The organism is Paenibacillus piri (assembly GCF_004354045.1).
In the GTDB taxonomy this organism is placed as follows: Bacteria; Bacillota; Bacilli; order Paenibacillales; family NBRC-103111; genus Paenibacillus_S; species Paenibacillus_S piri.
The window spans coordinates 194973-221904 of the sequence record NZ_SMRT01000006.1 but is presented as its reverse complement, the minus strand read 5'-3'; the positions used below and the strand labels follow the sequence as shown (position 1 = coordinate 221904).

The 26932-nt window shown below is 52.8% G+C and carries 27 protein-coding genes; 14 read left to right on the top strand and 13 right to left on the bottom strand.

What is annotated here, in order from left to right:
• From E1757_RS15160 to E1757_RS15130, 7 genes are all read left to right on the top strand, one after another.
• Positions 1-1386 carry a sensor histidine kinase gene (locus E1757_RS15160; RefSeq protein WP_133229477.1) on the top strand — a complete coding sequence of 462 codons (1386 nt, stop codon included), beginning with the start codon at positions 1-3 and terminating at the stop codon, positions 1384-1386.
• Positions 1387-1475: 89 nt separating this feature from the next.
• Positions 1476-2033, top strand: coding sequence for a hypothetical protein (locus E1757_RS15155; protein WP_133229475.1), 558 nt, complete (start codon positions 1476-1478; stop codon positions 2031-2033).
• An 82-nt stretch (positions 2034-2115) separates the two neighbouring features.
• The gene (gene ftsW, locus E1757_RS15150) at positions 2116-3210 is read left to right on the top strand and encodes a putative lipid II flippase FtsW (RefSeq protein WP_133229473.1); all 1095 of its coding nucleotides are present in this window, start codon (positions 2116-2118) and stop codon (positions 3208-3210) included.
• Between the two features lie 81 nt (positions 3211-3291).
• Entirely contained in the window at positions 3292-3906 is a 615-nt protein-coding gene (locus E1757_RS15145) for an undecaprenyl-diphosphatase (protein ID WP_165972129.1), read from the top strand.
• 71 nt (positions 3907-3977) lie between these two features.
• The gene (mgtE, locus tag E1757_RS15140; RefSeq protein ID WP_133229469.1) at positions 3978-5315 is read left to right on the top strand and encodes a magnesium transporter; all 1338 of its coding nucleotides are present in this window, start codon (positions 3978-3980) and stop codon (positions 5313-5315) included.
• Positions 5316-5470: 155 nt separating this feature from the next.
• Positions 5471-6595, top strand: coding sequence for an FtsW/RodA/SpoVE family cell cycle protein (locus E1757_RS15135; protein ID WP_133229467.1), 1125 nt, complete (start codon positions 5471-5473; stop codon positions 6593-6595).
• 81 nt (positions 6596-6676) lie between these two features.
• A complete protein-coding gene (locus E1757_RS15130; RefSeq protein WP_133229465.1) occupies positions 6677-7831 on the top strand; it encodes a virulence factor in 1155 nt (384 codons plus the stop codon).
• Positions 7832-8099: 268 nt separating this feature from the next.
• Here the strand turns inward: E1757_RS15130 and E1757_RS15125 are convergent, their stop codons facing one another.
• The gene (locus tag E1757_RS15125; protein ID WP_133229463.1) at positions 8100-9014 is read right to left on the bottom strand and encodes an MBL fold metallo-hydrolase; all 915 of its coding nucleotides are present in this window, start codon (positions 9012-9014) and stop codon (positions 8100-8102) included.
• 227 nt (positions 9015-9241) lie between these two features.
• Between E1757_RS15125 and E1757_RS15120 the strand changes: the two genes are divergently transcribed.
• A complete protein-coding gene (locus tag E1757_RS15120; protein WP_133229461.1) occupies positions 9242-9910 on the top strand; it encodes a thiamine diphosphokinase in 669 nt (222 codons plus the stop codon).
• 113 nt (positions 9911-10023) lie between these two features.
• Here E1757_RS15120 and E1757_RS15115 read toward each other — a convergent pair whose 3' ends face one another.
• Entirely contained in the window at positions 10024-10824 is an 801-nt protein-coding gene (locus E1757_RS15115; RefSeq protein ID WP_133229694.1) for a DUF554 domain-containing protein, read from the bottom strand.
• 233 nt (positions 10825-11057) lie between these two features.
• Between E1757_RS15115 and E1757_RS15110 the strand changes: the two genes are divergently transcribed.
• On the top strand, positions 11058-11303 hold the full coding sequence (locus E1757_RS15110; protein ID WP_133229459.1) for a hypothetical protein: 246 nt from the start codon (positions 11058-11060) through the stop codon (positions 11301-11303).
• Positions 11304-11371: 68 nt separating this feature from the next.
• Here the strand turns inward: E1757_RS15110 and E1757_RS15105 are convergent, their stop codons facing one another.
• The 4 genes from E1757_RS15105 to E1757_RS15090 form a co-directional block, all read right to left on the bottom strand.
• Positions 11372-12814, bottom strand: coding sequence for a SulP family inorganic anion transporter (locus tag E1757_RS15105; protein WP_133229692.1), 1443 nt, complete (start codon positions 12812-12814; stop codon positions 11372-11374).
• 347 nt (positions 12815-13161) lie between these two features.
• Positions 13162-13833, bottom strand: a complete 672-nt coding sequence (rnhA, locus tag E1757_RS15100) for a ribonuclease H (protein WP_133229457.1) — start codon at positions 13831-13833, stop codon at positions 13162-13164.
• Between the two features lie 14 nt (positions 13834-13847).
• Positions 13848-15632 carry a DNA helicase RecQ gene (gene recQ, locus E1757_RS15095; RefSeq protein ID WP_181956649.1) on the bottom strand — a complete coding sequence of 595 codons (1785 nt, stop codon included), beginning with the start codon at positions 15630-15632 and terminating at the stop codon, positions 13848-13850.
• A 41-nt stretch (positions 15633-15673) separates the two neighbouring features.
• The gene (locus tag E1757_RS15090; RefSeq protein WP_133229455.1) at positions 15674-16516 is read right to left on the bottom strand and encodes a glycosyltransferase family 2 protein; all 843 of its coding nucleotides are present in this window, start codon (positions 16514-16516) and stop codon (positions 15674-15676) included.
• A 312-nt stretch (positions 16517-16828) separates the two neighbouring features.
• Here E1757_RS15090 and E1757_RS15085 point away from each other — a divergent pair, with 312 nt between their 5' ends.
• Positions 16829-17638 carry a copper amine oxidase N-terminal domain-containing protein gene (locus E1757_RS15085; RefSeq protein WP_165972128.1) on the top strand — a complete coding sequence of 270 codons (810 nt, stop codon included), beginning with the start codon at positions 16829-16831 and terminating at the stop codon, positions 17636-17638.
• Positions 17639-17725: 87 nt separating this feature from the next.
• Here E1757_RS15085 and E1757_RS15080 read toward each other — a convergent pair whose 3' ends face one another.
• A complete protein-coding gene (locus tag E1757_RS15080; RefSeq protein ID WP_133229451.1) occupies positions 17726-18406 on the bottom strand; it encodes a GNAT family N-acetyltransferase in 681 nt (226 codons plus the stop codon).
• 184 nt (positions 18407-18590) lie between these two features.
• Here E1757_RS15080 and E1757_RS15075 point away from each other — a divergent pair, with 184 nt between their 5' ends.
• The gene (locus E1757_RS15075; protein ID WP_133229449.1) at positions 18591-19085 is read left to right on the top strand and encodes a glutathione peroxidase; all 495 of its coding nucleotides are present in this window, start codon (positions 18591-18593) and stop codon (positions 19083-19085) included.
• Positions 19082-19534 carry a MarR family winged helix-turn-helix transcriptional regulator gene (locus E1757_RS15070; RefSeq protein ID WP_133229447.1) on the top strand — a complete coding sequence of 151 codons (453 nt, stop codon included), beginning with the start codon at positions 19082-19084 and terminating at the stop codon, positions 19532-19534. Before E1757_RS15075 ends, E1757_RS15070 begins: the two co-directional genes overlap by 4 nt.
• Positions 19535-19776: 242 nt before the next feature.
• On the opposite strand, the gene E1757_RS15065 is transcribed toward E1757_RS15070, so the two are convergent.
• Positions 19777-21180 carry a sensor histidine kinase gene (locus E1757_RS15065; protein ID WP_133229445.1) on the bottom strand — a complete coding sequence of 468 codons (1404 nt, stop codon included), beginning with the start codon at positions 21178-21180 and terminating at the stop codon, positions 19777-19779.
• 296 nt (positions 21181-21476) lie between these two features.
• On the opposite strand from E1757_RS15065, the gene E1757_RS15060 reads away from it, so the two are divergent.
• Positions 21477-22445: an SPL family radical SAM protein gene (locus E1757_RS15060; RefSeq protein WP_133229443.1), complete on the top strand. Its 969-nt coding sequence runs from the start codon at positions 21477-21479 to the stop codon at positions 22443-22445.
• A gap of 78 nt (positions 22446-22523) precedes the next feature.
• Here the strand turns inward: E1757_RS15060 and E1757_RS15055 are convergent, their stop codons facing one another.
• From E1757_RS15055 to E1757_RS15040, 4 genes are all read right to left on the bottom strand, one after another.
• The gene (locus E1757_RS15055; protein WP_133229441.1) at positions 22524-23174 is read right to left on the bottom strand and encodes an amino acid ABC transporter permease; all 651 of its coding nucleotides are present in this window, start codon (positions 23172-23174) and stop codon (positions 22524-22526) included.
• Between the two features lie 120 nt (positions 23175-23294).
• Positions 23295-23951: an amino acid ABC transporter permease gene (locus E1757_RS15050; RefSeq protein ID WP_133229439.1), complete on the bottom strand. Its 657-nt coding sequence runs from the start codon at positions 23949-23951 to the stop codon at positions 23295-23297.
• An 81-nt stretch (positions 23952-24032) separates the two neighbouring features.
• Positions 24033-24905, bottom strand: coding sequence for a transporter substrate-binding domain-containing protein (locus E1757_RS15045; RefSeq protein WP_133229688.1), 873 nt, complete (start codon positions 24903-24905; stop codon positions 24033-24035).
• A 34-nt stretch (positions 24906-24939) separates the two neighbouring features.
• Entirely contained in the window at positions 24940-25668 is a 729-nt protein-coding gene (locus E1757_RS15040) for an amino acid ABC transporter ATP-binding protein (protein ID WP_133229437.1), read from the bottom strand.
• A gap of 303 nt (positions 25669-25971) precedes the next feature.
• Here E1757_RS15040 and E1757_RS15035 point away from each other — a divergent pair, with 303 nt between their 5' ends.
• Positions 25972-26607 carry an FMN-dependent NADH-azoreductase gene (locus E1757_RS15035; protein WP_133229435.1) on the top strand — a complete coding sequence of 212 codons (636 nt, stop codon included), beginning with the start codon at positions 25972-25974 and terminating at the stop codon, positions 26605-26607.
• Positions 26608-26677: 70 nt separating this feature from the next.
• Here the strand turns inward: E1757_RS15035 and E1757_RS35815 are convergent, their stop codons facing one another.
• Complete coding sequence (locus E1757_RS35815) at positions 26678-26848, bottom strand: hypothetical protein (RefSeq protein WP_165972127.1); 171 nt, start codon at positions 26846-26848, stop codon at positions 26678-26680.
• Positions 26849-26932: the final 84 nt, after the last annotated feature.

The window sequence follows — 26932 nt, the reverse complement described above, 5'->3', positions numbered from 1 at the left end:
TTGCCCGGAATCCAAAAACGATTGGTCGGCAGCTATATTGTCGTTATTTTGATCACTGTGCTGATCCTGGAGCTTTTTCTTATTTTTTTCGTCAAGTATTATTACTATTCCAATATCGAACGAACCTTGATGAACCAGGCTGAGCTGTCCGCCACTTTTTTCAATCAATATTTTGCGGATGAAGACTTGGAGAAGCAGTCGGAACGGTTATTAAAAGGATTTTCGCAGCATTCGTCGGCTCAAGTGCAAATTATCGGCGCGGACGGCAGGCTGCTTCAGGATTCCGCAGGACTGCGTGCCGGCGTCAATGCGGCCGATTTTGAGGATGTGCGGGAAGCGTTCGGCGGGTTAGCGGGATCCTGGACCGGACATGATCCGCGCACGCATGAACCCGTTCTGGCCGTCGCCTACCCGCTGCGGGCCAACCAAACCGTTATTGGCGCTGTCCGCTTCGTAACCTCGCTCACCGGGACGAACGCTGCCATCGGCCAAATTTCCGTCATCTTTATCGCCGCCGGCCTTGGCGTTGTCGCCATCGTCGCCGTGCTCGGCGTCCTTGTTTCAAAAACAATAACCGGTCCGATTACCGAGCTGAAGCTGGCCGCCGTCAAAATGAGCGAAGGCGATTTTACAGTGACCGTAAAGAAAAGGTATCAGGACGAGTTGGGTACGCTGGCCGATATATTAACGATGATGGCAGCTAAAATACGGCGCAACGAACGTATGAAAAATGATTTTATTTCATCCGTCTCCCATGAACTGCGGACACCGCTAACGTCGATCAAAGGATGGGCGGTAACGTTGAAAGCCGATGCGGAACATGGCAAGAGCGACTTCGCCGAAGGGCTCGACATTATCGAAGCCGAAGCGGACAGGCTGACAGAGCTCGTCGATGAGCTGCTGGACTTTTCCAAATTGGTTAACGGGCGCATAACGTTGAACCTCGCCCCCCTTCAGCTCGGACCGCTGCTGCATCACATCGGCAAGCAGCTCGCTCCGAGAGCTGCGCGGCAGGGCATTGCCATGGAGGTGCGGGCGGAAGAGCCGCTCCCACTTCTTCATGCCGACGAAAACCGGTTGAAGCAGGTGCTCATTAATTTGATCGATAACGCGCTTAAATTTACCGAGCCCGGCGGGACGATCACGATGGATGCCCGTTCGACCCCGGAGCATGTTGTTCTGACCGTTGAGGACACAGGAGCAGGCATCGCGGAACAGGATTTGGAGCATGTATTCCAAAAGTTTTACAAAGGCGCCAGCCATACAGCGGGAAGCGGGCTGGGGCTCTCCATATCCGAGCAAATTATCAAGCTGCATGGCGGACAGTTGAAGCTGATCAGCCAGTCGGGAAAAGGAACAAAGGTCGAAATTGTGATCCCCGCGTGAGGCTGGGAACAATTTAACTTTTTCATAACCCTTTCCGTCTCTTAACCTTATAAAATAAATACAGGTTTGTGACAAGCGAGGCGAAACTTATGCTCAGCAGGCCGCTTAAGGCGGGAATTATCATATCAGTAATCTGGTTGACCGGCGGATGCGGAATGCCCGCGGCTCCCATCGATTTGATCAAGCCCCCCGTATCGCATGAAAGCGTCCCGAAGGACAGCTTCCATACCGCACTCCAAGCCTTGCTTCCTGAAGGAGCACGGCTGCTGATCCCGCGCCAAGGCGATAAGTTCCAAGCCGTTTCATTCGGTGACGTGGACGGCGATGGGGTTGACGAGGCTGTCGTTGTATATGAAGAAAGCTCCCGCCCTGAAAAAAGCTTGAGAGCCTCCGTGCTGAAACAGCATGATGCGGCATGGAGGATCGTTGGCGACGCGAAAGGAATCGGATACGGAATTGATTATGTCCGGGTGGCCGACGACAACGGAGACGGCATTTCCGAGATTATGCTCGGTTGGTCACTGGGCGCGGGAGGCACCGGAATGGACACCTATGAATGGAAAAACAACGTCTTGACCTTAACGGGTAAAAAAGGATACGGCAGCCCGCCCGACGGGGACGCCGTCCGAAATCAGTCAACTCAATGACGGGATTCGCCTACGGGCAGCAACCGGCGGCAAAGCGGCCTAAGCCATTCTGTGACGCTGCTTTTGGGAGGTGCTTCACAAGATGAACGGCAACAGGGGCCGCTTGGATTTTTTGCTGCTGATTATAACGGTTCTGCTTGTCGGCTTCGGTCTGATCATGATATTTAGCGCCAGCTCGCCCATGGCGGTCTACAAGCACAGCAGCGCTTCGTATTACGTCTATAAGCAAGGTCTGTTTGCTTTTATCGGATTAGGCTTGATGCTGTTGTTTACCGGGATACCGTACTCGTTTTGGCAAAAAACCGCGCCGTATTTATTGTTAGCGTCACTGCTTATGCTCATCCTCGTACTCATCGCCGGCGCCTCGGCCAACGGAGCGAGAAGATGGTTTATTGTAGGAGGAATCGCTCTCCAGCCGGCGGAATTCACCAAATTGTCGGTCATCGTCTACCTGGCCGCGCTCATCAGCAAAAAAGGCGATAAAACCCGCCTGTTTAAAAAAGGCTTGCTCCCCATCCTGATCGTAGTCGGGTTTATTTTCCTGCTCATTATGCTGCAGCCGGATTTCGGGACTGTGCTGATCCTGCTTTTTATAACGGCGACGATCATATCGATCGGCGGTTTTGATTGGCGCCACCTTTTCATGCTCAGCCTGGGGCTGATCCCGCTGTTTATCTATTTGGCCGTCAGCAAAAGCTACAGGCTGAAGCGGCTCATTTCGTTTTTAGATCCTTTCGAAAATCCGACCGAATCCGGGTATCAGCTGATTCAGTCTTTCTATGCATTAGGGCACGGAGGGCTTACCGGTGCGGGACTCGGCGGAAGCGTGCAAAAGTTTCTTTATTTGCCGGAAGCCCATACCGATTTTATTTTTGCCGTCATTGGCGAGGAATGGGGATTCATCGGGGGGACGTTGTTCATTCTCGTCTTTATTTTGTTTATATGGCGGGGCTGTTTGGCGGCCGCCCGGTGCCAGCAGCCGTTCGGAATGCTGCTCGGCATGGGCATCGTCGCGATGATTTCCATTCAGGCGCTGCTTAATCTCGGCGCCGTGACCGGCAGCCTGCCTATTACTGGCGTGCCTCTCCCGTTTGTCAGCTATGGCGGTTCTTCGTTGATTCTTTGTATGGTAAGCACCGGTATGTTATTAAGTATTTCCCGGGATCGTCAGCCGTGACTTTTGCCCGCATTCGACCGCTTGCTGCGATTGGATGAAGCGATGTCCATGATCATGCCCGGCTTGAAGGAGTACAGATTCATGCTAACCGAATTCGACTACAAACTGTTTCAATTTATTAATACAGCTGCGGGACAAGGCGGCTTCATGGACCTGCTGATGCGTTTTTTCGCGGAGCAAGCCGTTTACTTGTTCGTTCTTGCCCTGCTGATCTATGGATGTACCCGTTCGGAAAGAAACCGGCTGATGGTATTGGAGACGGCTATTGCCGCCTGCGCAGCGTTTGGCGTCAGTAAAATGTGGTCGCTCCTTTATTTCCGCGATCGTCCGTTTATCGGGCATGACGTTGTTCAACTGATTGCCCATAAAGCGACCTCATCGTTTCCGAGCAATCATGCAACCGGCGTTTTTGTCATTGCAGCAGTCATACTGTTGAATCGCAGACCGATCGGATGGGTGTTTTTCATGTTGGCCGTCTGCGTCGGGTTTTCCCGGGTATGGGTTGGGGTGCACTATCCATTGGATATAATCGGCGGTATGGTCAACGGCATGTTGTGCGCATTTATCATCCATTATGCAGCGACCAGATGGTCCCGGGTCAACCGGACACTGCTCTCCATCGTTCGTTTTTATGAACGGTTGGAGCAGCGGATACACACACGCATTCGTAAAAATCCTCGGCAGTTAACCAAATAAGACATGCATAATCATTCCGAAGGAATACCATTCTTATATATAGAAAAACAATCACGAGGGAGTCGAGCCGAATGATCTCCATCGACGAAATGAAACAGTTACTGGCGCAATCCGATCCAGCTTCCGTGATCGCTTTCGTCGAATCGTTTCAACCGTTTGATTTGGCCAATTGCGTAGAAAAACTCGATCCGGCGGAACAGCTCCAGCTGCTTGGTTTATTGCCCCCTGACATATCGGCCGAAATCGTCGAATATTTGGAGCCGGTGCTGCAGTATCGCATATTGAATCAACTGGAGGAAAAGCAGACCTCATTGGTGCTGAACGAGATGTCAAGTGATGTGGTTGCCGATATGATGCTGGCCATCCACCGCAATCAGGCGGAGAAGCTGCTGGCTCTGCTCCCGGAGGATTACCGGCGCAAGCTGCAAACCTTGATGACATTCCCCGAGCATACGGCAGGAAGCTTGGCGACGATCGATTATATCGCTGCCCGCAGCATGTGGACGATCGAGCGAACGCTGCAGCATATCCGAAAAATCGGGCATGAAGCCGAAATTACGTCCTATGTATATGTTACGGGCAACAAGGGCGAGCTTGTCGGCGTCGTTTCTTTAAAAAACATCATTTTAGCGGAGCCCAAAACTTTGTTATCCGACATTGTAAGCGGTGATGTCATTTCGGTGCCCGCGTCGATGGAGCAGGAGGAAGCGGCCGAGCTGCTGTCCCGCTACGATCTGGTTGCCCTCCCCGTCATCGATGCCAAAAACCGTTTAATCGGTGTCATTACAGTAGACGATTTAATTGATGTCATTCACGAGGAAGCGACGGAGGACATACAAAAGCTGGGCGGCAGTCAGCCGTTGACGGGTACGTATTTCAAATCATCGGTATTTCATTTCTATAGAAAACGTATTATTTGGCTGTTGATTTTATTTGTGGCGGAAACGTATACCGGAACCGTGCTCAGACATTACGAGGATACGCTGTCCGAGGTGATCGCGCTGTCGTTCTTCATTCCGCTGCTCATCGGTACCGGTGGAAATACGGGCACTCAAACCGTATCTACGCTTGTACGGGCGCTGGCCGTCGGCGAGGTGCAATTCCGCGACATTTTCAGGGTGATTCGAAAAGAAGTCACGACGGGACTCATGACAGGCGCCACGATCTCGCTGATCGCCTATATTCGGGCTCTCATTCTCGGGGTTGAATCGAACATCGGACTTGTCGTCGGTGTAACCGCGCTGGCCATCGTCATCTGGGCATCCTTCGTCGCTGCCGTACTGCCTTTGATTTTGCACAAGCTGAAAGCGGACCCCGCCGTCATCTCGGGACCTTTTATTACGACGCTGGTGGACGGCACCGGTCTTATTATATATTTCACGATCGCCAAAATATTGCTCGGCTTGTAGCGCTGCGCGCAAGCAGGACTTTTCGTTTCCGCTTGAAGGCCGAAGTATTAGTTCTACAGCGTTTGCTCCGTCTCCCTGCTTGCGCCGCGGGGAGTTTTTATTTGGGCCCTCGTCTTTTTCCAGAAATAACATCAATAGGAGCGGAGTTGAAAACGATGCTTAACAAGCTTAAACTACTGGATGTTCCGATCCTGTTCATACTAATCATCTTCTTATCTTTCAGCACGATTGTTATATACAGCGCTACCTTTCAAACGAGCTATGAAGGCTTGCATAAAACCAATTTGATTACCTTCGGCGTCTTGTTTATCCCCATGATCGGTTTAAGTTTATTGGATTACCGTGTCCTTATTAACTATTTCTCCTATATTTTATATGGCGTCGGCATCTTGCTGCTGCTGCTTGTCTCCTTCAAGGGCGTGAATCTGAACGGCTCCCAGCGTTGGATTTCATTGGGAGGCTTCGCATTTCAACCGTCGGAGCTGATGAAGCTGTTCCTTATTATGGCTTTGTCCAAATGGCTGAAGCCTCGCGGCGGACTGCCGATTCGCCTATGGCCTGAACTAATTCCCGCCGCTATACTGACCGCCATCCCTTTTTATCTGGTGCTGAAGCAGCCGGATTTAGGCACCTCGATCGTATTTTTATGTATTTTTATAGGCGTACTCTGGATTGGAAATTTGCAATGGAAGCATATTTTGATAGGTGTCACTGCCGTTGCTTCATTCATCACGGGGATGACGCTGCTCTATTTTTTTCAATTCGAGCTGTTTTCGGCCATCGTTAAACCTCATCAGCTGCAGCGCATTCAGACGTTTCTCGATCCTTTGGCCGACCCGGACCGGAGCTGGCATGTCGTCAATTCGATCCGCGCCATTGGAACCGGTCAGTTAAGCGGCGAAGGTTTTTTGAGCGGGGTGTTTATTCGCGGCGGATATATCCCGTACAGCTATGCGGATTCGATATTTGTCGTGATCGGAGAAGAATTCGGATTTCTTGGCTGTTCGCTGCTGCTGCTGTTGTACTTTTTTTTCCTTTACCGGATGGTGCGAATTTCCATGTATACCGAGGATGTCGAAGGAAGATATTTAATTATCGGCGTCATTTCGATGTTCACCCTGCAAATATTTGAAAACATCGCCATGCATGTCGGCCTTATGCCGTTGACGGGCATTGCGCTGCCTTTCGTCAGCTATGGGGGCAGCTCGCTGATGACGAACATGCTGGCGATGGGAATGGTGCTGAGCGTAAAGCTGCATTCCCGGCCATTTTCCTCCTGAATGGAAATATGATAAGCTAAATACGATTCCGTACTCTATTGACCGCCACTTTCGTGTGAATATTGTGTTGGAGGTTTCCTTATGAAGCTTATTTCTATAGAACCGACGCCGAGTCCCAACTCCATGAAGCTTACTGTCGACGAGATGCTCCCGCGGGGAGTCAGACAAACCTTCAAAGCGGACGAAACCGGCCGCGCACCGGAGCCGTTGAACGGCTTGCTGGCTATCGAAGGCGTGCGCAGCGTATTTCGCACGGCCGACTTTATCGCCCTGGATCGCAAGCCCGGTGCCGACTGGGCCGCGATTTTGGCTGCGGCCCGGCAGCTGCTCCAAGCCGATCGCGGCGCCGATCCGACGGCAGCGCAGGCTATAACCCCGGCGGCCGGCTTCGGCGAGGCGCAGGTGCTCGTCCAAATGTATCGGGGCATCCCGATACAGGTTCGTGTCCGCAGCGGCGATCAGGAAGTTCGCTTGGGCCTGCCCGCCGGCTTTACGAATGCCGTGCAAAGCGCCGCAGGATCGACTATGATCCGCGAGCGCAAGCTGGAGGAATTCGGGGTGCGCTACGGCGAGCCGGAGGAGATCGCCGCCGAGATCGTCAGCGAATTGGAGGCGTCTTATCCGCAGGAACGGCTCGATGAGCTGGTTAAGTCGGCTATCGAGCAAGGTGGCGCGCCGCAGGACGGGAAATCCCCTACGGCGAGGTCGATTCCGCTGTCCGCCAGCGAGGTTGAAGAACAGTTCGCTTCGCCCGACTGGAAAATCCGCTATGCCGCTCTGGAGAGTTGGGAGCCCGACCTGCAGGCGCTGCCGCTGCTGGCCAAAGCTCTTTCCGACAGCAATGTGTCCATCCGTCGGCTGGCAGTCGTTTACTTGGGTGACCTGAAGCATCCGGAGGCACTGCCTTATCTGTATGAAGCGCTGAAGGATTCGTCGCCGGCGGTTCGCCGTACATCCGGCGACACCTTATCCGACCTGGGCGATCCGGGAGCGATCGGCCCGATGATCGAAGCGCTGCGCGACAAGAACAAAATTGTTCGCTGGCGCGCCGCCCGGTTTTTGTATGAAGCGGGCGATGAAACTGCCGTAGATGCGCTGCGCGAGGCTGCGAGCGATCCTGAGTTTGAGGTTCAGCTGCAGGCGCAAATCGCGCTGGAGCGGATCGAACGCGGTGAGGAAGCGGCGGGATCGGTCTGGAAGCAAATGACCGAGGAACGAAACCGAAGTAAACAATAACGCGCTTCGCATCCGTCAAAAATCCCGAACCGCGCATAAGTGCGCGGCTCGGGATTTTGCAGCTTCGGTCAAGCTATGTCCCAAAAGCCTTTCTTGAATTTTCAGCCCGCCCACTATGATATGAATATGCATGTCAAAAGCCGCATCCATCCCCACTCACTGATATAGTGGTGCTGGAGGCGGCTTTGCATATTTGGGGGGACTGCCTCACCGGTTGATACCCTTATGGAACAGCCCCCTTTGCAGCTTCGGTAATGCGCAGTCCGGGCTAGAGGATCAAGGTTTCCCCCAGCAGCAGCACCTTCAGCTGCTCCCGATTCAATCCCCGCCGCCTCCACTCGGCTTGCAGCTTGGCCAAAGCTTCCTCCGGCGTATCGTCAGCCAGCTTGAACGTGCCGTAATGCATCGGTATAAAGGATGACGCCTTTAAATCCACATACGATTTTACCGCTTCCTCCGGCGACATATGCGCTGTTTTCATAATAGATACCGGCTCATAGGCGCCGATCGGCAGAAGCGCATAATCGATGGAGAATCTTTTTCCAATCAGCTCGAATCCTTTAAAATATCCGCTGTCCCCGGCAAAATAAATCGTTTCCCCGTTCGCCCCGTTCTGGATGATCCATCCGCCCCAGTGGGAAGTATTCGTATCGAACAGCGTCCGTCTTGTCCAATGCTGCGCCGGAACAAACGTGAACTCGACTCCGCCAATCCGCTTGCTGTCCCACCAGGACAGCTCCGTGGCATGATGGTAGCCTTTCCGTTTAAACAACCGCTTTAACCCCATGGGAAGCAAGTACTCGGCGTTGCGGCCTATTCGCTTCAAAGTGGCAAAATCAAGATGATCGTAATGAGCATGTGAAATGAGGACGATATCGATAGGCGGCAATTCGGTAATCGGGATACCCGGTTCGGTCAGCCTTTTGCGGATCCCCATCGTTTTGGCATAAACCGGGTCGGTTATAATGTTCAACTTCCCCACTTGAATCAAGAACGTTGAATGACCGATCCATGTGATCGTTGTTGCTGAACTGTTTTCCTTCAAAAAATGCTGCTTAATTTCGGAATGATGCTCGATGCAATAAGCGCGGGACATCTTTTTCTTCTTTTTCATCCATTTGTACACGTGCATAACCGACTGCTTGTTCGCGACGTTATCCAAATTAGTAAATCGCTGCTTCATATTCCCCTCCACTTTACCTGTTCCCTTGAATACCGCTCTATCTAAGTTTGCCCAACGCTCGTTTCTAATATCTATTGCCCCATTATTCAACAACTCAAACAATCGTCCTGCTCCAACCGGAACAAAAGTTGGTTTCTTCCCGCATAAACCTGCTATAATCAAATCACTTCATGCGCGTTCCGATCAGAGTTTGCCGCATATATTTATGAAAGGACGGTTGATCAAACATGGACGCCTCTTCCCGAATCGTCATTTTTTCCGGAGGCCGCCTTGGCGTCTGGGCGCTGCGGATGCTTAAGCCCGAAGACTTCTTAATCGGTGCCGATGCCGGAGCGCTTTTCCTCATTCGCCAAGGATTATCGCCGGATGTGGCATTGGGCGATTTCGATTCTGTAACGAGCGCCGAAGCGGCAGCAATTAAAGCCGCCAGCAAGCAATATATCGATTGCGATCCGGTAATGAAGGATTGGACGGACACGGAAATGGCTTTTCAATATGCGCTGGACCGCCGGCCTTCGGAAATTGTGATGTGCGGCGTCCTCGGCACACGCTGGGATCATTCGCTGGCCAATCTCCACCTGCTGCGCAAGGGCGTTGAGGCCGGCGTCCGCTGCACCATCGTGGACGAGCATAATGAAATTGCGGCGATCGACGGCTGGGCGCCATGGCGTCTTAAACGCGGCCGGTACCCGCATGTTTCGCTGCTGCCTCTCAGCCTTGAGGTGACTGGCATTACACTGGAAGGCTTCCAATATCCGTTAAAAGATGCTGCACTGTCGCTCGGGCAGTCGCTTGGTATCAGCAACGTGCTGCTGGAGCCCGAGGGCACGATCACGATTAGCGGCGGACTGCTGCTCGTAATCCAAAGCGGCGATGATCCGCCGCCGCAAAACTAAACGCGTAACCGCAAAAAACGTTCTACCCCTATATTATGCTGGGCGAACGTCATTTTGTCACAAGTTGGAACGCTTCCTAGCCAGATGCCTTGAAAGCCGCGCCGCAAAGCAACCTAACCCCCTGTCCACCACGCCATCGTCCAATGAACGAGAGGTACGGCTACTGCCGCTGCCGGCAGCGAAGGCAGCAGGTTAGCTACGTTAATTTTTCGCAGCTCTAATAAATTGATGCCGAGACCGATAATAAGAATGCCGCCGACCGCCGTGAGCTGGGAAATGATTTCACTCAGCAGCGACGGCTCGATCAGCCCGGTAATTCCCGATGCGGACAAGGCGATCGCGCCTTGATACAGAAAAACCGGAAGCGCCGAAAACAGCACGCCGACACCCAAAGCCGAAGCGAATATAATGGACAAAAATCCGTCCAACAGCGCCTTTGTATACAGAATGTCGTGCTGTCCGCGAAGTCCGCCGTCCAACGCGCCCAAAATCGCCATGGCGCCAACGCAAAAAATTAGCGTTGTATGGACGAAGCCCGTCGCAATCCGTCCCTGCTTGTTCCTTCCAATCCGCTGTCCGTCAGCCGGTTGTCCCTGCTCGTTCGGCGTTGTGCCCCGCTTATGCAGCAGCACGGACAAAGCTTGTACGGCCTGCTCCAGCCGGCCGCCAAGCCGCTCCAACCCGCGCTCCACCTGCAGCAGCTCGCCTGCAATTCCGCCTACGACCAAGCTCGCGGCGACCAGCAAAAAATTCGCCGACTTCAAAGCCATCGAGATGCCGAGCACCATAAGCGCAATGCCGATGCCTTGAACGACCGTCGTTCGTATCCCCTCGCGCATCCGATGCAGCATTAGCCCGAGCAGTCCCCCGGCAATGATCGCCGCCGCGTTTACGATCGTCCCCCATAATGCCATTTGCTTCAATTCCTCCATCTGCAGTTCATAGCTGCTTGTGAAAATCCGGTCAATCAAGCCTGCCGGGCTGCGCTCCTTAATCTTGGCGCGTCCCCGCTTCTTTGGCCGCTAATTCAACGGGCTTCCAAAATAAACGCCTATGATTCATATACTCGTTATCATACTTCACTTCATAGTTCCTTGAAAAGGAGGGCATACTATTTTCGTTAAAAAAGAAGGAGGTAGGGCATTCGATGGCAGAGGACAAACGTATGCAGCCGGTATCCGGTGAAGAAGTCGAAACAACCGGCGTTTATGAAAATGAATGGGGCCGCGAGGAGACGCTGAAGCGCGGCGACGAGTTTCCTTTCGATCCGACTAACGGACAGACGGAATGGAAGCTGGTCAGCCTGCCCTTGGAAAGCCAGGAGCAGGAGATTTATAAGGATACAACGGCCAATACGGAGCCCCGGCTGCATATTGACCGTCACGATAAATAAGCTAAGTGTGCCGCCAAAAAGCAGCGTCCCTCCCGTCGGCAACGGTTGTGGAGCTGCTTTTTCATCATTTAATGATTCGAAGTCGTACCGGTTATTCCGACCTTGTCCATGATGCGTTGACTTTCATGGTTCAACCCTGTAATCGTTACGGTTTTTCCTTGGGCTTCATACTTTTGCCTTACCTTGGAGATTGCCGTCACGCCTGAATGATCCCAAATATGCGAAGCGCTCAGGTCAATGACAACGTGGTCCGGGTCCGCCGAATAACGAAACAGCTCGATAAAATGCGCCATCGTACCGAAAAACAGCTGGCTGGAAATGCGGTAAATTTTGCGTCCCTGCTCGTCCGTTTCGTTATAGCAGTGAAGCTGCGCCATTTTCCACCCGAAGTTCAGCGCGCTCAGAATGACGCCCGCGACGACGCCGATGGCCAAATCGGATGTCGCAACCACGATCGCAACCGTCAGCACCATGACGACAGCGTCGCCACGCGGAATTTTGCCCAATATCCGCAAAGAGCTCCAATCGAACGTCCCGATCGACACCATGAACATAACGCCTACCAAAGCGGCCATCGGGATCTGCTTGACAATATTGCCGAGTACCATAATCAAAAACAGCAGAAACACCCCCGCCACCAGCGTTGACAGCCGGGTTCTGCCGCCCGATTTCACGTTGATCACGGTTTGGCCGATCATCGCGCAGCCAGCCATTCCGCCGAAAAAGCCGGTGATGATATTGGCGATGCCCTGACCGCGCACCTCGCGGTTTTTATTGCTTTTCGTCTCCGTCATCTCGTCGACGATGGTGGCGGTCAACAGCGATTCGGTCAAGCCGACGATCGCCAAGGCCAACGAATAGGGCAGCAAATGGATCAACGTCTCCCAAGTCCAGGCGATTTGCGGAATATGGAACAGCGGCAGCGCCTGCTTAATCTCTCCCATATCGCCTACGGTTCGCACATCGGCTCCGGTTGCCATCGCGATAATTGTGATCACGATAATCGCCGTTAGTGCGGAAGGAATAGCCCTCGTTACCAGCGGCAGCAGGTAAATAATCGCCAGCGTTCCCGCAACCATCGCATACATCGGCCACGACTGGCCAATAAAATTCGGCAGCTGCGCCATAAAAATAATAATGGCCAGCGCATTCACGAAGCCGACGATCACCGAATGCGGCACGAACGTAATAAACCGCCCGACCTTGAACACGCCTAAAATCCACTGCAGCACACCGGTCAATACGGTCGTCGCAAACAAATAATCGAGTCCGTACTTGGCGATGATCGGTCCCATCAAGGAAGCCATCGCACCGGTCGCCGCGGAGATCATCCCCGGCCGGCCGCCCACAATGGAGATGGTGATGGCGATGGTGAAGGAAGCGTACAGGCCTACCATCGGATCGACACCGGCCATAATCGAAAATGCGATAGCTTCGGGAATAAGCGCCAAAGCTACCGTAATGCCCGACAAGACATCGTTTCGGACATTGCCGAAGAAACCTTGCTTCATGTACTGAAAAAACAAGAAAAACCCTCTCCTATTCCGTTTTTATCTGTTGGCGCTCCACTCTCAGGATTGCCGGGGCCGATGCTCACTGACCTCGATTATAAACGGTTTGAGACGGTTTTTCTCGCCCTTTGACAGGGTTGTAAGCACAATAGGCTAAGACAAAGCCGGGATTTCTTCGTTTTCCTTGTGAATGCTCTGTTTCTCTTGCACGAATTTAGTCATAGTTAACTCGTTCAGCTTTGCTGAACATCGGGGAATCAGATAGGGACTCTCCCCCACCTGATTCAAGGCCCACCTTAGAGGTGGGGGTCTTAACCCGATAAAGTCGTAATCGGATCAAGATCCGGCTATTTTCTGCCGTAATCGGCTTTAATTTCACCCCATGCTTTCGTGTCCCACTTGATGATTTTATTGCTGTAGCTGTTCGCGTGCAGCCAAGCCAGCGCACGATCGACGAGCATCCATATTTCCTGCGTCGACGCATCGCGCGGCAGATTGGTGGCCACTTCCTTCTTGCGTACCCAACTGATAGCGGTGACCGAATCGCTGTAAATTGTTTTCGAACTGTCCTGCTTCTTCAAATAAGCCAGCCCATGAACGATCGCCAGAAACTCCCCCAGGTTGTTCGTTCCTTTCGCAATCGGCGGATGTTGAAAAATAACTTCGCCGGTTCGGGTGTCGACACCTTTGTATTCGACGATGCCCGGGTTGCCCTTGCTGCCCACATCGACAGAAATGCTGTCGAGCACAACCTGCGGCGGCAATACGCCGCTTGCTGCGGCTTTCGCCGCGGCTCCTTTAGCTTTGGCAGCCGTACCGGGAGCTGCGGACGCTTTGGCCGCGCCGGCGAAGGAAGCCTTCCAGCCCCGCGCCAGCGCGGCCTTCGCATCGGCCTCGCTCTCATACGCTTTGAACCGCGCCTGCGGATAGCCGTTCGTTTGCGCTTGGCATTCAGCCCACGAAGTGTAGATGCCGGGCTTTTTACCTTCCCATACGACGTAATATTTTTGCTTGGCCACGGCCTTGCGCACCTCTATCCGTTATAGTTTTTGAAAAACTCGATGAAATACGCGCCGTATTTGAAAAACTTCGCTTCTCCGACGCCTTTGATTTTGAGCATCGCCGCCGGATTGGTCGGCTTGACGCCGCACATTTCCCGCAGTGTGCTGTCGGGGAACACGATATACGGCGGAATGCCCTCGCGCTTCGCGATTTCCGAACGCAGCCTGCGCAACTCGTCGAACAAGTCCGCTTCGACCTCGCGTGCCGCCGGCTCCGGCCGGATGCGCAGCTTTTGCTCTACCCTCTCGCTGCCTGCGAGCACCGCCTGCGCTTTGGCCTGCAGCCGGAGCACCGGGTATTTGCCCTCGGTGATCAGCAGGTACCCTTCGGCGACGAGCAGCTGGATCAGATCGACGATTTCCTTCTCCGTCCGGTCCTTCAGCAGACCGTATGTGCTTAGCTCGTCGAAGCCCATTTCCAGCACCTTTTTGTTGCGGGAGCCCTTCAGCACCGAGGCGACGGTCGTAGCGCCGAACCGCTCGCGCATCCGCCGCACGCAGGAGAAAATTTTTTGCGCCTCGAGCGTAATGTCCGTCAGCTGCCGCTCGCTGCTGCAGCTGCTGCAGCGGCCGCAGTCCTCGCCGTCGTCGCCGAAATAGCGCACGATATAGCGCTGCAAGCACTGCGACGTATGGCAGTAATCGGCCATCTGCTGCAGGCGGCGGTATTCCTGGGCCTGCCGCTCAGGATCGCCGATCGACTGCTCAATCAGAAACTTCTGAATATGAATATCCTGCGGGCTGAACAGCAGCATGCACTCGCTTGGCTCCCCGTCACGCCCCGCGCGCCCCGCTTCCTGGTAGTAGGCTTCCATATTTTTCGGCATATTGTAGTGAATCACATAACGCACGTTGGACTTGTCGATCCCCATGCCGAAGGCGTTGCTGGCGACCATGACCCGCACTTCGTCGTACAGAAACTGCTCCTGCGCCACCGCCCGCTCCTTGTCAGTCAAGCCCGCATGGTATTTGCCGACCGGCACCTTCTGCTTGCGCAGCAGCTCGTACAAGTTGTCCACCTCTTTGCGGGTGGCCGCGTAGACGATACCGACCTCATCCTGATGCGAGCGAATATAGTCGAGCATCACGTCCCGCTTGTTCTCGCCTTTGATGACCGTGAAGGCGAGATTTTCACGCGCGAAGCCGGTGACGAACTGCTGTGGCTCCCGCAGCTGCAAATGCTTGACGACATCCTCGCGCACCTGGTCCGTCGCTGTCGCTGTGAACGCGGCGACGATCGGCCGCTGCGGCAGGCTGCTGACGAGCCGGCTGATCGCCAGGTAGCTCGGGCGGAAGTCATGGCCCCACTGCGAAACGCAGTGAGCCTCGTCGATCGCCACCATCGGCACGGCGAGATTGGCCAGCAGCTCGACGAACCGCTCCGACTCCAGCCGCTCGGGCGCGATGTAGAGCAGCTTGTATTCGCCCTGGCTCGCCTTGCGTATGCGCAGCTCGACCTGCGCATACGACAGCGAGCTGTTGATGTAGGTGGCCGGGACACCGATGCTGTCGAGTCCGTCCACCTGATCCTTCATCAGCGAAATCAGCGGCGAGACGACAATGGTCGTGCCGGCAAGCATCATCGCCGGCACCTGGTAGCAGATCGATTTTCCTCCGCCTGTCGGCATAATCCCGAGCGTATCGCGCCCGTCCAGCACGCTGGCAATGACTTTCTTTTGTCCGTCCCTGAATGTATCGTAGCCATAATATGTTTTAAGCAGCGTTTCCGCCTGCTCCATCGTACCTACCAAACTCATAAGCTCCCTCCCTGAAAAACATTGCAACCAACTCGTCCAAGCTAGCCGTGTTCCTCCGCCTGCTCGCGCATGAGCTTTAACGCAAGCCTCGAAACGACGGGCTCGCCGTCCCATACGATTTCCGTAGCCGCCTTGCGGCTGCTGACTTCCGGCTCCTCGAGCAGGACGAAAAAATTTTTCGTCGGCAGCTCGCCGAGCCGATGCTTGGCGGACAGCTTATCCAAATAAGGACGCATATCCTCGTGCTGTCCCGACATATTGCCCCCCTGCTGGGAAAATGCGTACAGAGCGCTTGCCACCGGAACACGCTTCACTCTGAAATGCTCAACCGATCGGAGGAAAAAATCCCAGTCCCAGTAATGGTACATTTCCGTGTCAAACGGACCGAGATGATCATGCAGCTCCCGCCGGTACAAGCAGCCGGAGGAAACGAAGGTGGAAAATTTGCGCATCGCCGCCACGTCATGTTCATAAGCGAAGACGAAACGATTCGTCGCCTGCCGCGTATTATTTTGTAGGATAAAGTCGAAAATTTCGACATCCGAATAAACGAGATCCGCATCGGCTAATTCATGCAGCATCCGTTCGATGTGCGTCGGCACGAGCAGGTCGTCATCGTCGCACAGCAGGATGCAGTCGCCCTGCACATACTGCAATCCCCGATTTCTGGCGTGGACATGCTTCCGGTTTCGTTCCATCTCGACGACCGTGATGTTCAGCTCGGGATACAGCTCCGTAAGCGCGTCGACCGGTTCGCCTGCGTCGTTCACGACAATGATCTGCAGACGGCGGTAAGTCTGTCTCCACAGCGATTCGATCAGCTCGGAAACGTACCCGAGCCTGTTATAGGTCGGAATGATGACCGACACTAAAGGTGCTTCCATCTTACATGCTCCTTTCGCTCTTTACCTGCTGCCGCACAAGCTGCTATTGACAAGATACCAAAAATTCGGCAAAAGGGAAACCGTCAACCTGGTCTTCCCGTCGCTGCACCCGATTTTTTGAACGAAGCCGGCAGTTGGCATATTTTGGACGATACCCGAAAGAAGGATTTCGGCTGCCGCTGTGGAATTGTTAATTTTGGCTTGTAAAGAGCATGGGAATGGTTAGGTGTTTGTCTTGTCTGCATGAGTAACCGGAGATCGATTGCCGTTCTTCGGCTGAATTGAATGGATTTAATCAGGAGGAGTGCCGACATGCTTAAATTAAACAAATTCCGTTTGTTATTTACAGGTTTGATGTTATGGTCTATGGCGATCACAGTGCTTCCTTCGCGCGCCGGCGCCGAGGAAGCATCATCCGTTCACATATATGTGCAGCAAGAGCTGCAGCAATGGGAACAGCAGCCTTTTATCAAAGACGGGTTTACGATGGTTCCGATGCGGGCCTTATTTGAAAAATTAGGCTTTCATGTAGCGTGGGATGCGGAGAAACAAATGGCTACGGCCGTCAAGGGCGGCTTGACGATCTCGCTTTCGATTAACCGCGGAACCGCTCTGGTCAACGATGTCATGTATTATTTGGACGTAACGCCATCGCTCGAGAACGGCAATACGTACATGCCTCTCCGGTTCGTCAGCGAAGCGGCGGGCGCCGAGGTGCTCTGGAACGATGCGGACCGCTCGATTCAAATTCAATTCGAGAACGACCCGCAAAAGCGAATTCGCCGGCTGATCGACAATGTCGTTCGCAGCGGAAGCTTTACCCAAGCCGCAATGTCGGTCACCGGCGGCGACGGCATCAAGCTGAACAGCATCAATGTCAAGGAAAATACGATCGCCGCATCCGGCAAAACGGCCAAAGTAAAATTCGACGCGGATATTACCGTATCCAAAGCGGTGAAAAACGATAAAGGCATTACGATATCGCCTGCGGAAACGGTCGTATACGAAGTTACGGCGGACATGTACAAGGATGCGTTCGACCAATGGCTGCTGCAAACCGTTCCTTCCAAAATGACGTATGTCCTGAAGGAAAAGACGCCCTTTATCAATAACGTGCGGTAACCATAAGGCTGAAAAGGCGCCCTGCCATGGAATTTCCATGCGGGACGCCTTTTTTTGTATCGTCGGCAATATTTAGCGTATGGGCCGCTACAGCGGCAGCAGACGTACCGGGCCGCGCGGCTTCAGCTCATCGACCATCTTGTACCATGCGTCCGGCTTGTTCGGCAGTACCGAGTAATACCGTTCCAGAAAGTCCGTAATGAGCTCGGCCGCAATCGATTCCGTTTCAAAAGCATCGTCGCCAAACGGCATAAAGCATAGATCCAGCTCCTGCACCGCAGCGCCGTCATTATGCCAGGACGGATGGACATACGGAAAATCCAGCTTCCGGTAACCGAGATGGGCAAGCACCTCCCTGCGTACATACGGGTTCATCGGCTTTACCCCGCCGAAGCTGTGATCCTGCGCCAAATACGGATTATAAATTTCGGCAAACATCCCGAGCGGTGCGCCGTTTCCGGCTGCCGCCAGCTGCTGTATTTCGTCCATCCGTTTTTTGGCCAAAAACGGTCCGATGCCCAGCCCCTCGCGCCCGATGATCGTAAAGTCGGTCATGGCGACCTGCATGTCTTCATAGTAGCGGTATTCGGTTGCGCCGACGACCTCTCCATCATGCACAGCGACGAATACGCGGATTCCCGGATCCTTCAACGGACCGGCCCAGAGGCTGAATTCAAGCACTTCCTCCGGCGGAAAAACGGCCTTCATCAGGTCGTGCATTTGCCGGAAATACGGATCATTAATGTCTGTTATGCGAATATAGTCCAAGTATGCTCCCCCATTCCAATTGTCCTTATGACTAGTATAGCAAGGGTCGGACGGGTTTTCCAAAATAAATTTGACGCACAAGGAAGCAGGTGGTATATTAATCACGGATAAATAGATTGTGCACAATTTAATTTTACAGCATTAATTATCAACCGCGCTAATCAAACATTTGGGAGGTATTACGATGTCCGTATATGATTACTCTGTGAAAACGATCGACTCCGCCGAAGCGTCCCTTTCCGATTACAAAGGAAACATTCTGCTTATTGTAAACACGGCCAGCGGCTGCGGCTTAACCCCGCAATATAAAGGGCTGCAGCAGCTGTACGAAGCTCATAAGGATGCGGGCTTTGCCGTACTGGGCTTTCCCTGTAACCAGTTTATGAATCAGGAGCCCGGCAGCAATGAAGAAATTAAAAGCTTCTGCGAGCTGAACTATCAGGTTTCGTTCCCTCTCTTCGCGAAAATCGACGTCAAAGGGGACACGGCCCATCCTCTGTTTCAATATCTCGTTCAGAACGTACCGGCCCCATATTATACGGGCGATATTGAATGGAACTTCGTCAAATTTCTGGTCGACCGGGAAGGCCGCGTCGTCAAGCAGTACCCCGCCAAAATGGAACCTGCGGAGATCGAGTCCGATATTCAAACATTGCTGGACGGCAAGCCGTTGGCATGAACCGGGAAGAGCTGCTCAAGCTAGATAACCAGCTTTGCTTCTCGATCTATGCGTGTTCCAGAGAAATTACGAATTTGTACCGTCCGTTTTTGAACGAATTAGGGATTACGTATCCTCAATATTTGGTTCTCATGGTTTTATGGGAACAGCAGACATGTACCGTTAAAGAAATCGGAGACCGGTTATATTTGGATTCGGGAACGCTAACGCCTATGCTCAAAAGAATGGAGGATGCCGGCTTACTAACGCGGCAGCGGTCCAAATCGGATGAACGCAGGGTCGAGATCCGGTTAACGGAGGCAGGCCGGGAGCTGAAAGAAAAAGCCGTGTGCATCCCGGAAACCTGCATTCCGCATTTCAGCCTCTCCAAAGAACAATATGAACAGCTTCTTCTGCAAATGAACCGGCTCATCCACAACCTGCAAGAGGCAGCCGGATCCATAAAGTGAACTACGCTGTCGCTGCAAATTGCATGTGAAAAGCCGCTTCCATCCCCATTGATATAATGGAGTTGGAAGCGGCTTTACATATTTTTTGGGATTGTCTCACCGATGGAAGTACATTTGCCGCTAATATCCTCGACCACGGAACGGCTACACTCTCCTGCGCTAAAATCGCAAGCCACAGCGGAAGCGTATATTTGCTCTCGGATTGCAGCAGAACGAGGGTTAATTGGCGCGTATGACTGCCGTTAACGGTAAGGCAAAAATAACGTAAAGGTGCTCCCCTCTCCGGCCGCGCTGCTTAGCTCTAAATACCCGCCGAGCAGCTCCGCCAATGCGCGGCTGATCGACAGCCCGAGCCCGGTTCCGCCGTACTTACGGCTAATAGAGCCGTCCGCCTGCTGGAATGCCTCGAAGATCGGCTCCTGCATAGGCTCCGCTATTCCGATTCCGGTATCGCGAACGGAGAAGGCAATCCAGCTGCCCGGATGCCCTGTTTGCTCCCGCTCCGGCTTCCACACATGCAGCTTGACGCTGCCGGTTGCCGTGAACTTGAATGCATTGGACAGCAAGTTGCGCAAAATTTGCTGCAGCCGCAGCGCATCCGTATAAATGAAAGCGGGCAGCTCCGGTTCGAGCTGTACCGTAAACTGAAGCCCCTTCTGTTCGGCCATATGGCGAAAGTGGTATTGCAGTACGTAGGTCACCTCGCTGATAATGACCTCTTCATTCAATATTTCCATCCGTCCGGCTTCGACCTTCGACAAATCGAGTATATCGTCGATCAACCGCAGCAGCTCTTGTCCGGAAGCGTGGATGATCGCCGCGTATTCGGACGTTTCCGACTGCTCTCCCGTTGGCTTCTCCTGATCGCTAATAAACTGCGAAAGCGCGATAATGCTGTTGAGCGGTGTTCTGAGCTCATGCGACATATTGGCCAAAAACTCCGACTTGTACTGAGAGGAGAGCATTAATTGGCCGGCCTTCTCCTCCAATGCTTGACGCGCTTCCATCAGTTGATCGGTTTGCTTTTGCAGCGAATCGTGGGCGAATTGAAGCTCGGCCACCCGCAGCCGCTCGATCTGAAAATCTCTCAGCATAAAAACGAAAAAGCCGCTTAGAACAATGCTGATCGGCAAAATAATCGGCGCGATGTCCGTTACAAATAAATGAAAAGGAATCGTGCCGAGCATGGCGACATTCAAGCAATTCATCAAATTGACCGAGACAATGATGACCGTCATTTTTTCCCAAAAGCGCCAGCCGACCCGCTTCAGCACAATATTTAAAATCATGCAAAGCACACCGAGCAGCACCAGATTCCAACAGCCCGCCCAAGCGGCGCTCTGCAGCCCGAACGTCAGGCGAGCTGCGCCAATTCCGGCCCCGATCACGAGCAGCGTGAGCGGATTCGAATAAGCCAGCGTACAAATGATCAAAGGGACAAACCGCAGATCAAATTTAATATCCGGGCCGAGATTAAAACTGAAATACATCGTTAACCATCCGGCGCCTATGGCAAGCACAACCGAAAATACGTATTTCAAAAGGCCTGAAGCCTGCGACAGTACATATTTATGAACGAGCATCGCGGTATAGGTCAGCGTCGTCAAAATGCAAATATTCATGATAAATACTTTAGAGAATTCCAATGATCTCCCCCCTGCTGCAGTCACAAGCGATTGCCTCCATTATAACACAAGGATCATTATCGCGACTTTAACGTCAACAGGGGGGCGGCCGATACGCGGCGGGCGCAACATGCATAAATTCACATCCGTCAGCAGGCTGCTGACGAAGGCCTATAGGGGGCCTGGCCCAACCGGACCGCATTCAACGGCGATGCGCAAAAATTAAAGCAGCCGATGCAAGGTTGATTTCATGATGCTCATTTGGTACACTAAAAATACGAACATACATTCCCATCCATTAAAGGAGACCCCTTCTCATGTCTCTGAACAAACGCCCGGCCGTCCGGTACGAGCCGATGACAGCCAAAACGATTCTGAATTCTGTGAAAGCACCCTCTATGCCGTTCGACTGGTCCATTAATCCTTACCGCGGCTGTCAGCATGGCTGCAGTTTTTGTTATGCGCGCTCCACCCATTCGTTCCTCGGGGTGGATACGGACGATACGTTTCAACATCATATTTTTCTGAAACAGCAGGCTCCGGAGGTACTGCGCGCGCAGATCTTGAAGCGGCTCCGCGGCAGGAAGGGCATTTCCGACTTGGGGCAAGTTGCGATTGGCACCGCAACCGATCCTTACCAGCAGATCGAGGGCAAGGCCAGGCTTACGCGGGGATGTCTGGAGGTATTGGCGGAGTTTCAAATTCCGGTAACGATCACCACCCGTTCCCCGCTTATATTGCGGGATCTGGACATTCTCCAACGCTTGTCTTCCATTACGGTAAACGTAAGCATCAGCACGTTAAACCCGGTCATTTGGCGGCAGTTCGAGCCTTCGACTCCTTCTCCGGCCAAGCGCCTGGACATGGTCGAGCAGCTGCGGAATGCGGGTGTGGACGCCGGGGTATTCGCAGCTCCCATCCTGCCATATATCACGGACGATCAAGCGGCACTGGAGGATTTGATTCGGGCCGTATCGGCCGCGGGCGCCCAGTTCGTTATGCCATCCTATTTGCGGTTAAGCACTCAAGCCGTCAAAGTTTGGTTTTTTCAAACGCTGCAGCGCCATTATCCCCGGCTTATCGGGGATTACGCCAGGCTGTACCAGGCGTCTGGCTCCGCGCCGGCCGAATTCCGCGATCCCGTCATGCGGCGAATCGAGACTCTGCTTCACCGGCATGGCCTGCAGTCGAGGAAAGGTGCCGCCAGAGCCCCACAGATGACAATCGACAGCACTTCCGGCAAGGCCGATGCTAATGAAAAGCCGGTGCAGCTGACGCTGTTTTAACCGTCTGCCCCGACTCGCTTACGGGCGGCCGCCGCGCTATCCGCCAGGTTCTTTGACTGTTCCCGCCGAGGCTCATATTTATACTTGCCGCGCCTCCAGACGCCGCGCCACCAATGACAGGGAATAGTTGACGATAAAGTACATCACCGCAGCGAGCAATAATATCGGGATGACAAAATTTACATTTTGCCCGTTAATAATTTGCGCATTGTGCATGAGTTCTCCCAAGGAAATGACGACCGCCAAGGAAGTGTCCTTTAATAGCGAGATGAACTGGCTTACCATCGGCGGAACCATCCGCCGCAGCGCCTGCGGCAGTATAATATGCCAGAGCGTCTGCAGATAGGTGAGACCCGATGAGCGTGCAGCTTCAATCTGGCCCTTTTCAATCGACTTTAAGCCGCTTCTTACGATTTCCGATATCATGGCCGCCTCAAACACGGTTAGCGCAACGATCGCCGCGTTGACGACACTCAGCTTGATTCCAACCTCCGGCAGCGCAAAAAACGTAAAGAAAATGATCAGCAGCAGCGGCAGGTTCCGTATCGTTTCCACCGCAAGAGCCGTAAGCTGGGATAAAACCGGAATTTTCGTATAGCGGATCGTTCCGAGCAAGCAGCCTATAATAAAGCTGAACAAAATCGCGATAAGCGCAACCTTCAACGTCACTCCCAATCCTTGCAGCATAAACCACAAATGATCGCCGGTATATGCGCCTGCAAAATCCATCGTGCCACCTCCTCATCGAGTCGGGATACCGCGTCCGCAAGTAAAGTTTCCCGTTACGCATTCAATCGGTTGCTGCAGCTTCACCAACAGCCGAACCATACCGCTCTGCATACGGCTGTGTTAAGCCCGCGCCATCCGCTTCTCCAAATACGACAGCCCGATACTTAGCGGAATCGTAATAACCAAATAAAACATCGCCACAAAAATGTAGACGCTGAACGTCACGAACGACTTGGTCGAAATCAGATCGGCGTAATACATCAGATCGAGTCCGGCCACGACGCTCAGCACCGATGAATTTTTGACAAGATTCAAAAATTGATTGCCGATCGGCGGGATGACGATTTTGAGCGCCTGCGGCAGTACGACGAACCGCATCGCCTGGTTGTAGGTCAGCCCCGATGCGCGCGCCGCCTCGGTTTGTCCTTTCGGTACGGTTTGGATGCCCGCACGCACGGCCTCCGCTATGAAAGCCGCCGTATAAATGGTCAACCCCAGCGTCCCCGCGGTAAAGCCGCTCAACGGAACGCCCAGTACGGAAGGGCCCAGAAAAAAGAAAAAGACGATCAGAATCAGCGGTATGTTGCGAATAAACTCGACGAATGCGGTACCGAGCCAATTGAGCGGTCTTAGCGGCGCTATCCGCATAATGGCGATAAGCGTGCCGAGTATAAAGCTCCCCGCGAGCGCGATCAGGCTGACCTGCAATGTATTCCAGAAGCCTTCCAAGTACATATCCCCGTATTTAAATAAAATCTCGAACTTCAACTTATCCATATCGAAGCGGCACCTCCCTCGCTTAGGAAACGAGAGGAGCCGCGGCGAGGCGGCTCCTCTCGCATCTTTCGTGAATGCGCATTATTTGGTCGGCTTTTCCCCAATCCACTGCTCATACAGCTTCTCATACTGTCCGTTGGACTGGAGCGATTTCAAGAAATCATTCACGTAAGAGGCAAACGTCGTATCGCCTTTCTTGATCGCCATACCGTAGGGCTCATCGGTGAACGTTCCGCCGACTACCTCATAATTCGGATCCTGCTTCACCATTCCGTATAAAATGGCATTGTCCGTCGTCAGCGTATCGCCTTGCCCTGCCTTCAGAGCGGTAAAAGCCTCCTGATAGTTTTCAAACTCCAAAACGGTCGCTTCCGGAGATTTCGCCCGGATGTTGGTCGTCGAGGTCGAGCCTTTGACCGCCAGCACCTTAACGCCCTTTTTCACATCGGCAACGGATTTGATCGGACTTCCTTTTTTCACGAGAAGCGATTGCCCGGCTTTAAAATAAACGTCGGTAAATTCGACTTCCTTCTTGCGCTCCTCCGTAATCGTCATGGTAGCGATAATTATATCGATATCGCCGTTATTCAGCATCGGGATGCGCGTTTTCGAAGTGACCTCCTTCAGTTCGATCTTGGATTCGTCGCCCAATATTTGCTTGGCCAAAGCTTTGGCCAAATCGATATCGAAGCCTTCTACTTTACCCGACCCGGGGTCCTTCAAGCCGAACAGCTTCGTATCAAATTTCACGCCGGCGATCAGCTTTCCCCGTTTTTTGATTGCATCCAGCGTACTGGCCGCCGCTTGGCCGGATGAATCCGCCCCGCCGTTGGATTTGGAGGCGTCCGTTCCCGGTCCGGGGGCTGGCGCGGTACTGCCGCAGCCGGCCAATACGAGTACGATCATCATGATCGTCAGTGCGAACGATATGCCGATCCGCCTGTTCTTTTTCATCATTGCTCAAGCTCCTTCCGATTCCGATATATTTTTAATGCTGCAGCAAACGGCTGAGAAACAGTTTGGCCCGTTCTTCCTGCGGATTGTTAAAAAATTCGACAGGCGCCGCTTCCTCAACAATTTGCCCTTGATCCATAAACACCACGCGGTCCGCCACCTCGCGCGCAAACCCCATTTCATGCGTTACGACCACCATCGTCATGCCTTCATGCGCCAATGCTTTCATAACCTCGAGCACTTCGCCGATCATTTCCGGGTCGAGTGCGGAGGTCGGTTCATCGAACAGCATAATTTTCGGCTTCATGGCCAATCCTCTTGCAATCGCCACCCTCTGCTGCTGACCGCCTGACAATTCGGACGGATAAGCGCCCGCCTTTTCGGGAATGCCGACCTTTTCCAAATAATACATGGCGATTTGCACCGCTTCCTGCTTCTGCACCCCGCCCACTTTTATCGGCGCCAGCGTAATATTGTCCAACACCGACATGTGCGGATACAAATTAAAATGCTGAAACACCATCCCGATGTTGCGCCGCAGCTCGTTGAAGTTCGTTTTTTTGTTATGCAGCTCGACGCCATGCACCGTCAATTCGCCATCCGTGATCGTTTCCAGCCGGTTGATGCAGCGAAGCAGCGTGCTTTTACCGGAGCCGGACGGTCCCACAACAACAACAACCTCGCCCTGCCGGATGGTTAGATTAATTTGTTTAAGCACGTGAAACTGTCCGTAATGTTTGTTTACGTTGCGAAATTCAATCATAACTGTCTAACCTCCTCCATGCGATGTCAATTTTTATTCCGGCACGCTTATCTTTTTTTACCCACTCCTTACATGTTATTATCATAGATTCCGAAATACGACTCCTGTCTGCCGAACACTTTATGCATTTGCCAATATTAATAGGCTGTTTATTCTTAATGGGACGATCCGATTTGGACATACTTTGTTTGAAGGTCATAAGCCGGAGGTCCGATCACATCGGCGAATATGTGTTCTTCCGGGTCATGGGCTTGCTTCAATAATTCATTATTTATTCATTCGTTACGGGAGGTACAACCAAAAGTGGCCAAATTACTTTACATTACCGCTCATCCTCATGATGAAACCGCGTCATACAGCATGGCGGTCGGCAAAGCTTTTATCGACGCTTACCGCTCTTCTCATCCAGGCGATGAAATTACGACTTTGGATTTATACAGCCTGAATATTCCGCATATTGATGCCGATGTATTCAGCGGTTGGGGGAAGCTTCGGTCGGGTCAAAGCCTGGAGCAGCTTTCAAGCGAGGAAAAGGCGAAGGTGACGCAGATCGCCGAGCTGACCGATCAGTTTGTGGCGGGAGATAAATACGTATTCGTCACACCGATGTGGAATTTTTCGTATCCGCCGATTATGAAAGCTTATATCGATTCGATCTGCACCGCGGGCAAAACATTCAAATATACGGACACGGGGGCCGTCGGCTTGCTGACCGACAAAAAAGCGCTGCACATTCAAGCGCGCGGCGGCGTATATTCCGAAGGACCGACAGCCGAGATGGAGGTTGGGCATAGGCACTTGAGCATGATTATGAAATTTTTCGGGGTTCCGTCGTTCGAAGGGATTTTCGTTGAAGGACACAACCAGTATCCGGATCGTAAGGAGCAAATTAAGCAGGATGCGATTCGCAGAGCGCAGGATATAGCCGCCGCCTTTTAAAGTATGCAACGGCATAAAAACATAAAGGAGCTTGCTCCATTGGAGCAGGCTCCTTTATGTTTCAGTTTATTTATTCTTCGCCGGGAACATAATCGAACAGCTTGTCCTCACTAACCTGCAGCTGGTCCTCTAACAGCTTTTCGTTCGCTGCGTTGAACTTCGCCCGATTGCGGGCGGATTCGGACTGCTGCTCATCTGTCAAATTTTCGTTTTGATGCGTATTGTTTTCGTTTTCTTCCATGCTGCTCACTCCCTTGCCCATCCATTTACAAGTAATATGAGCCGCAGTACCTTTTTTTATGCTAAAAGCTTTCGTGAATGACTG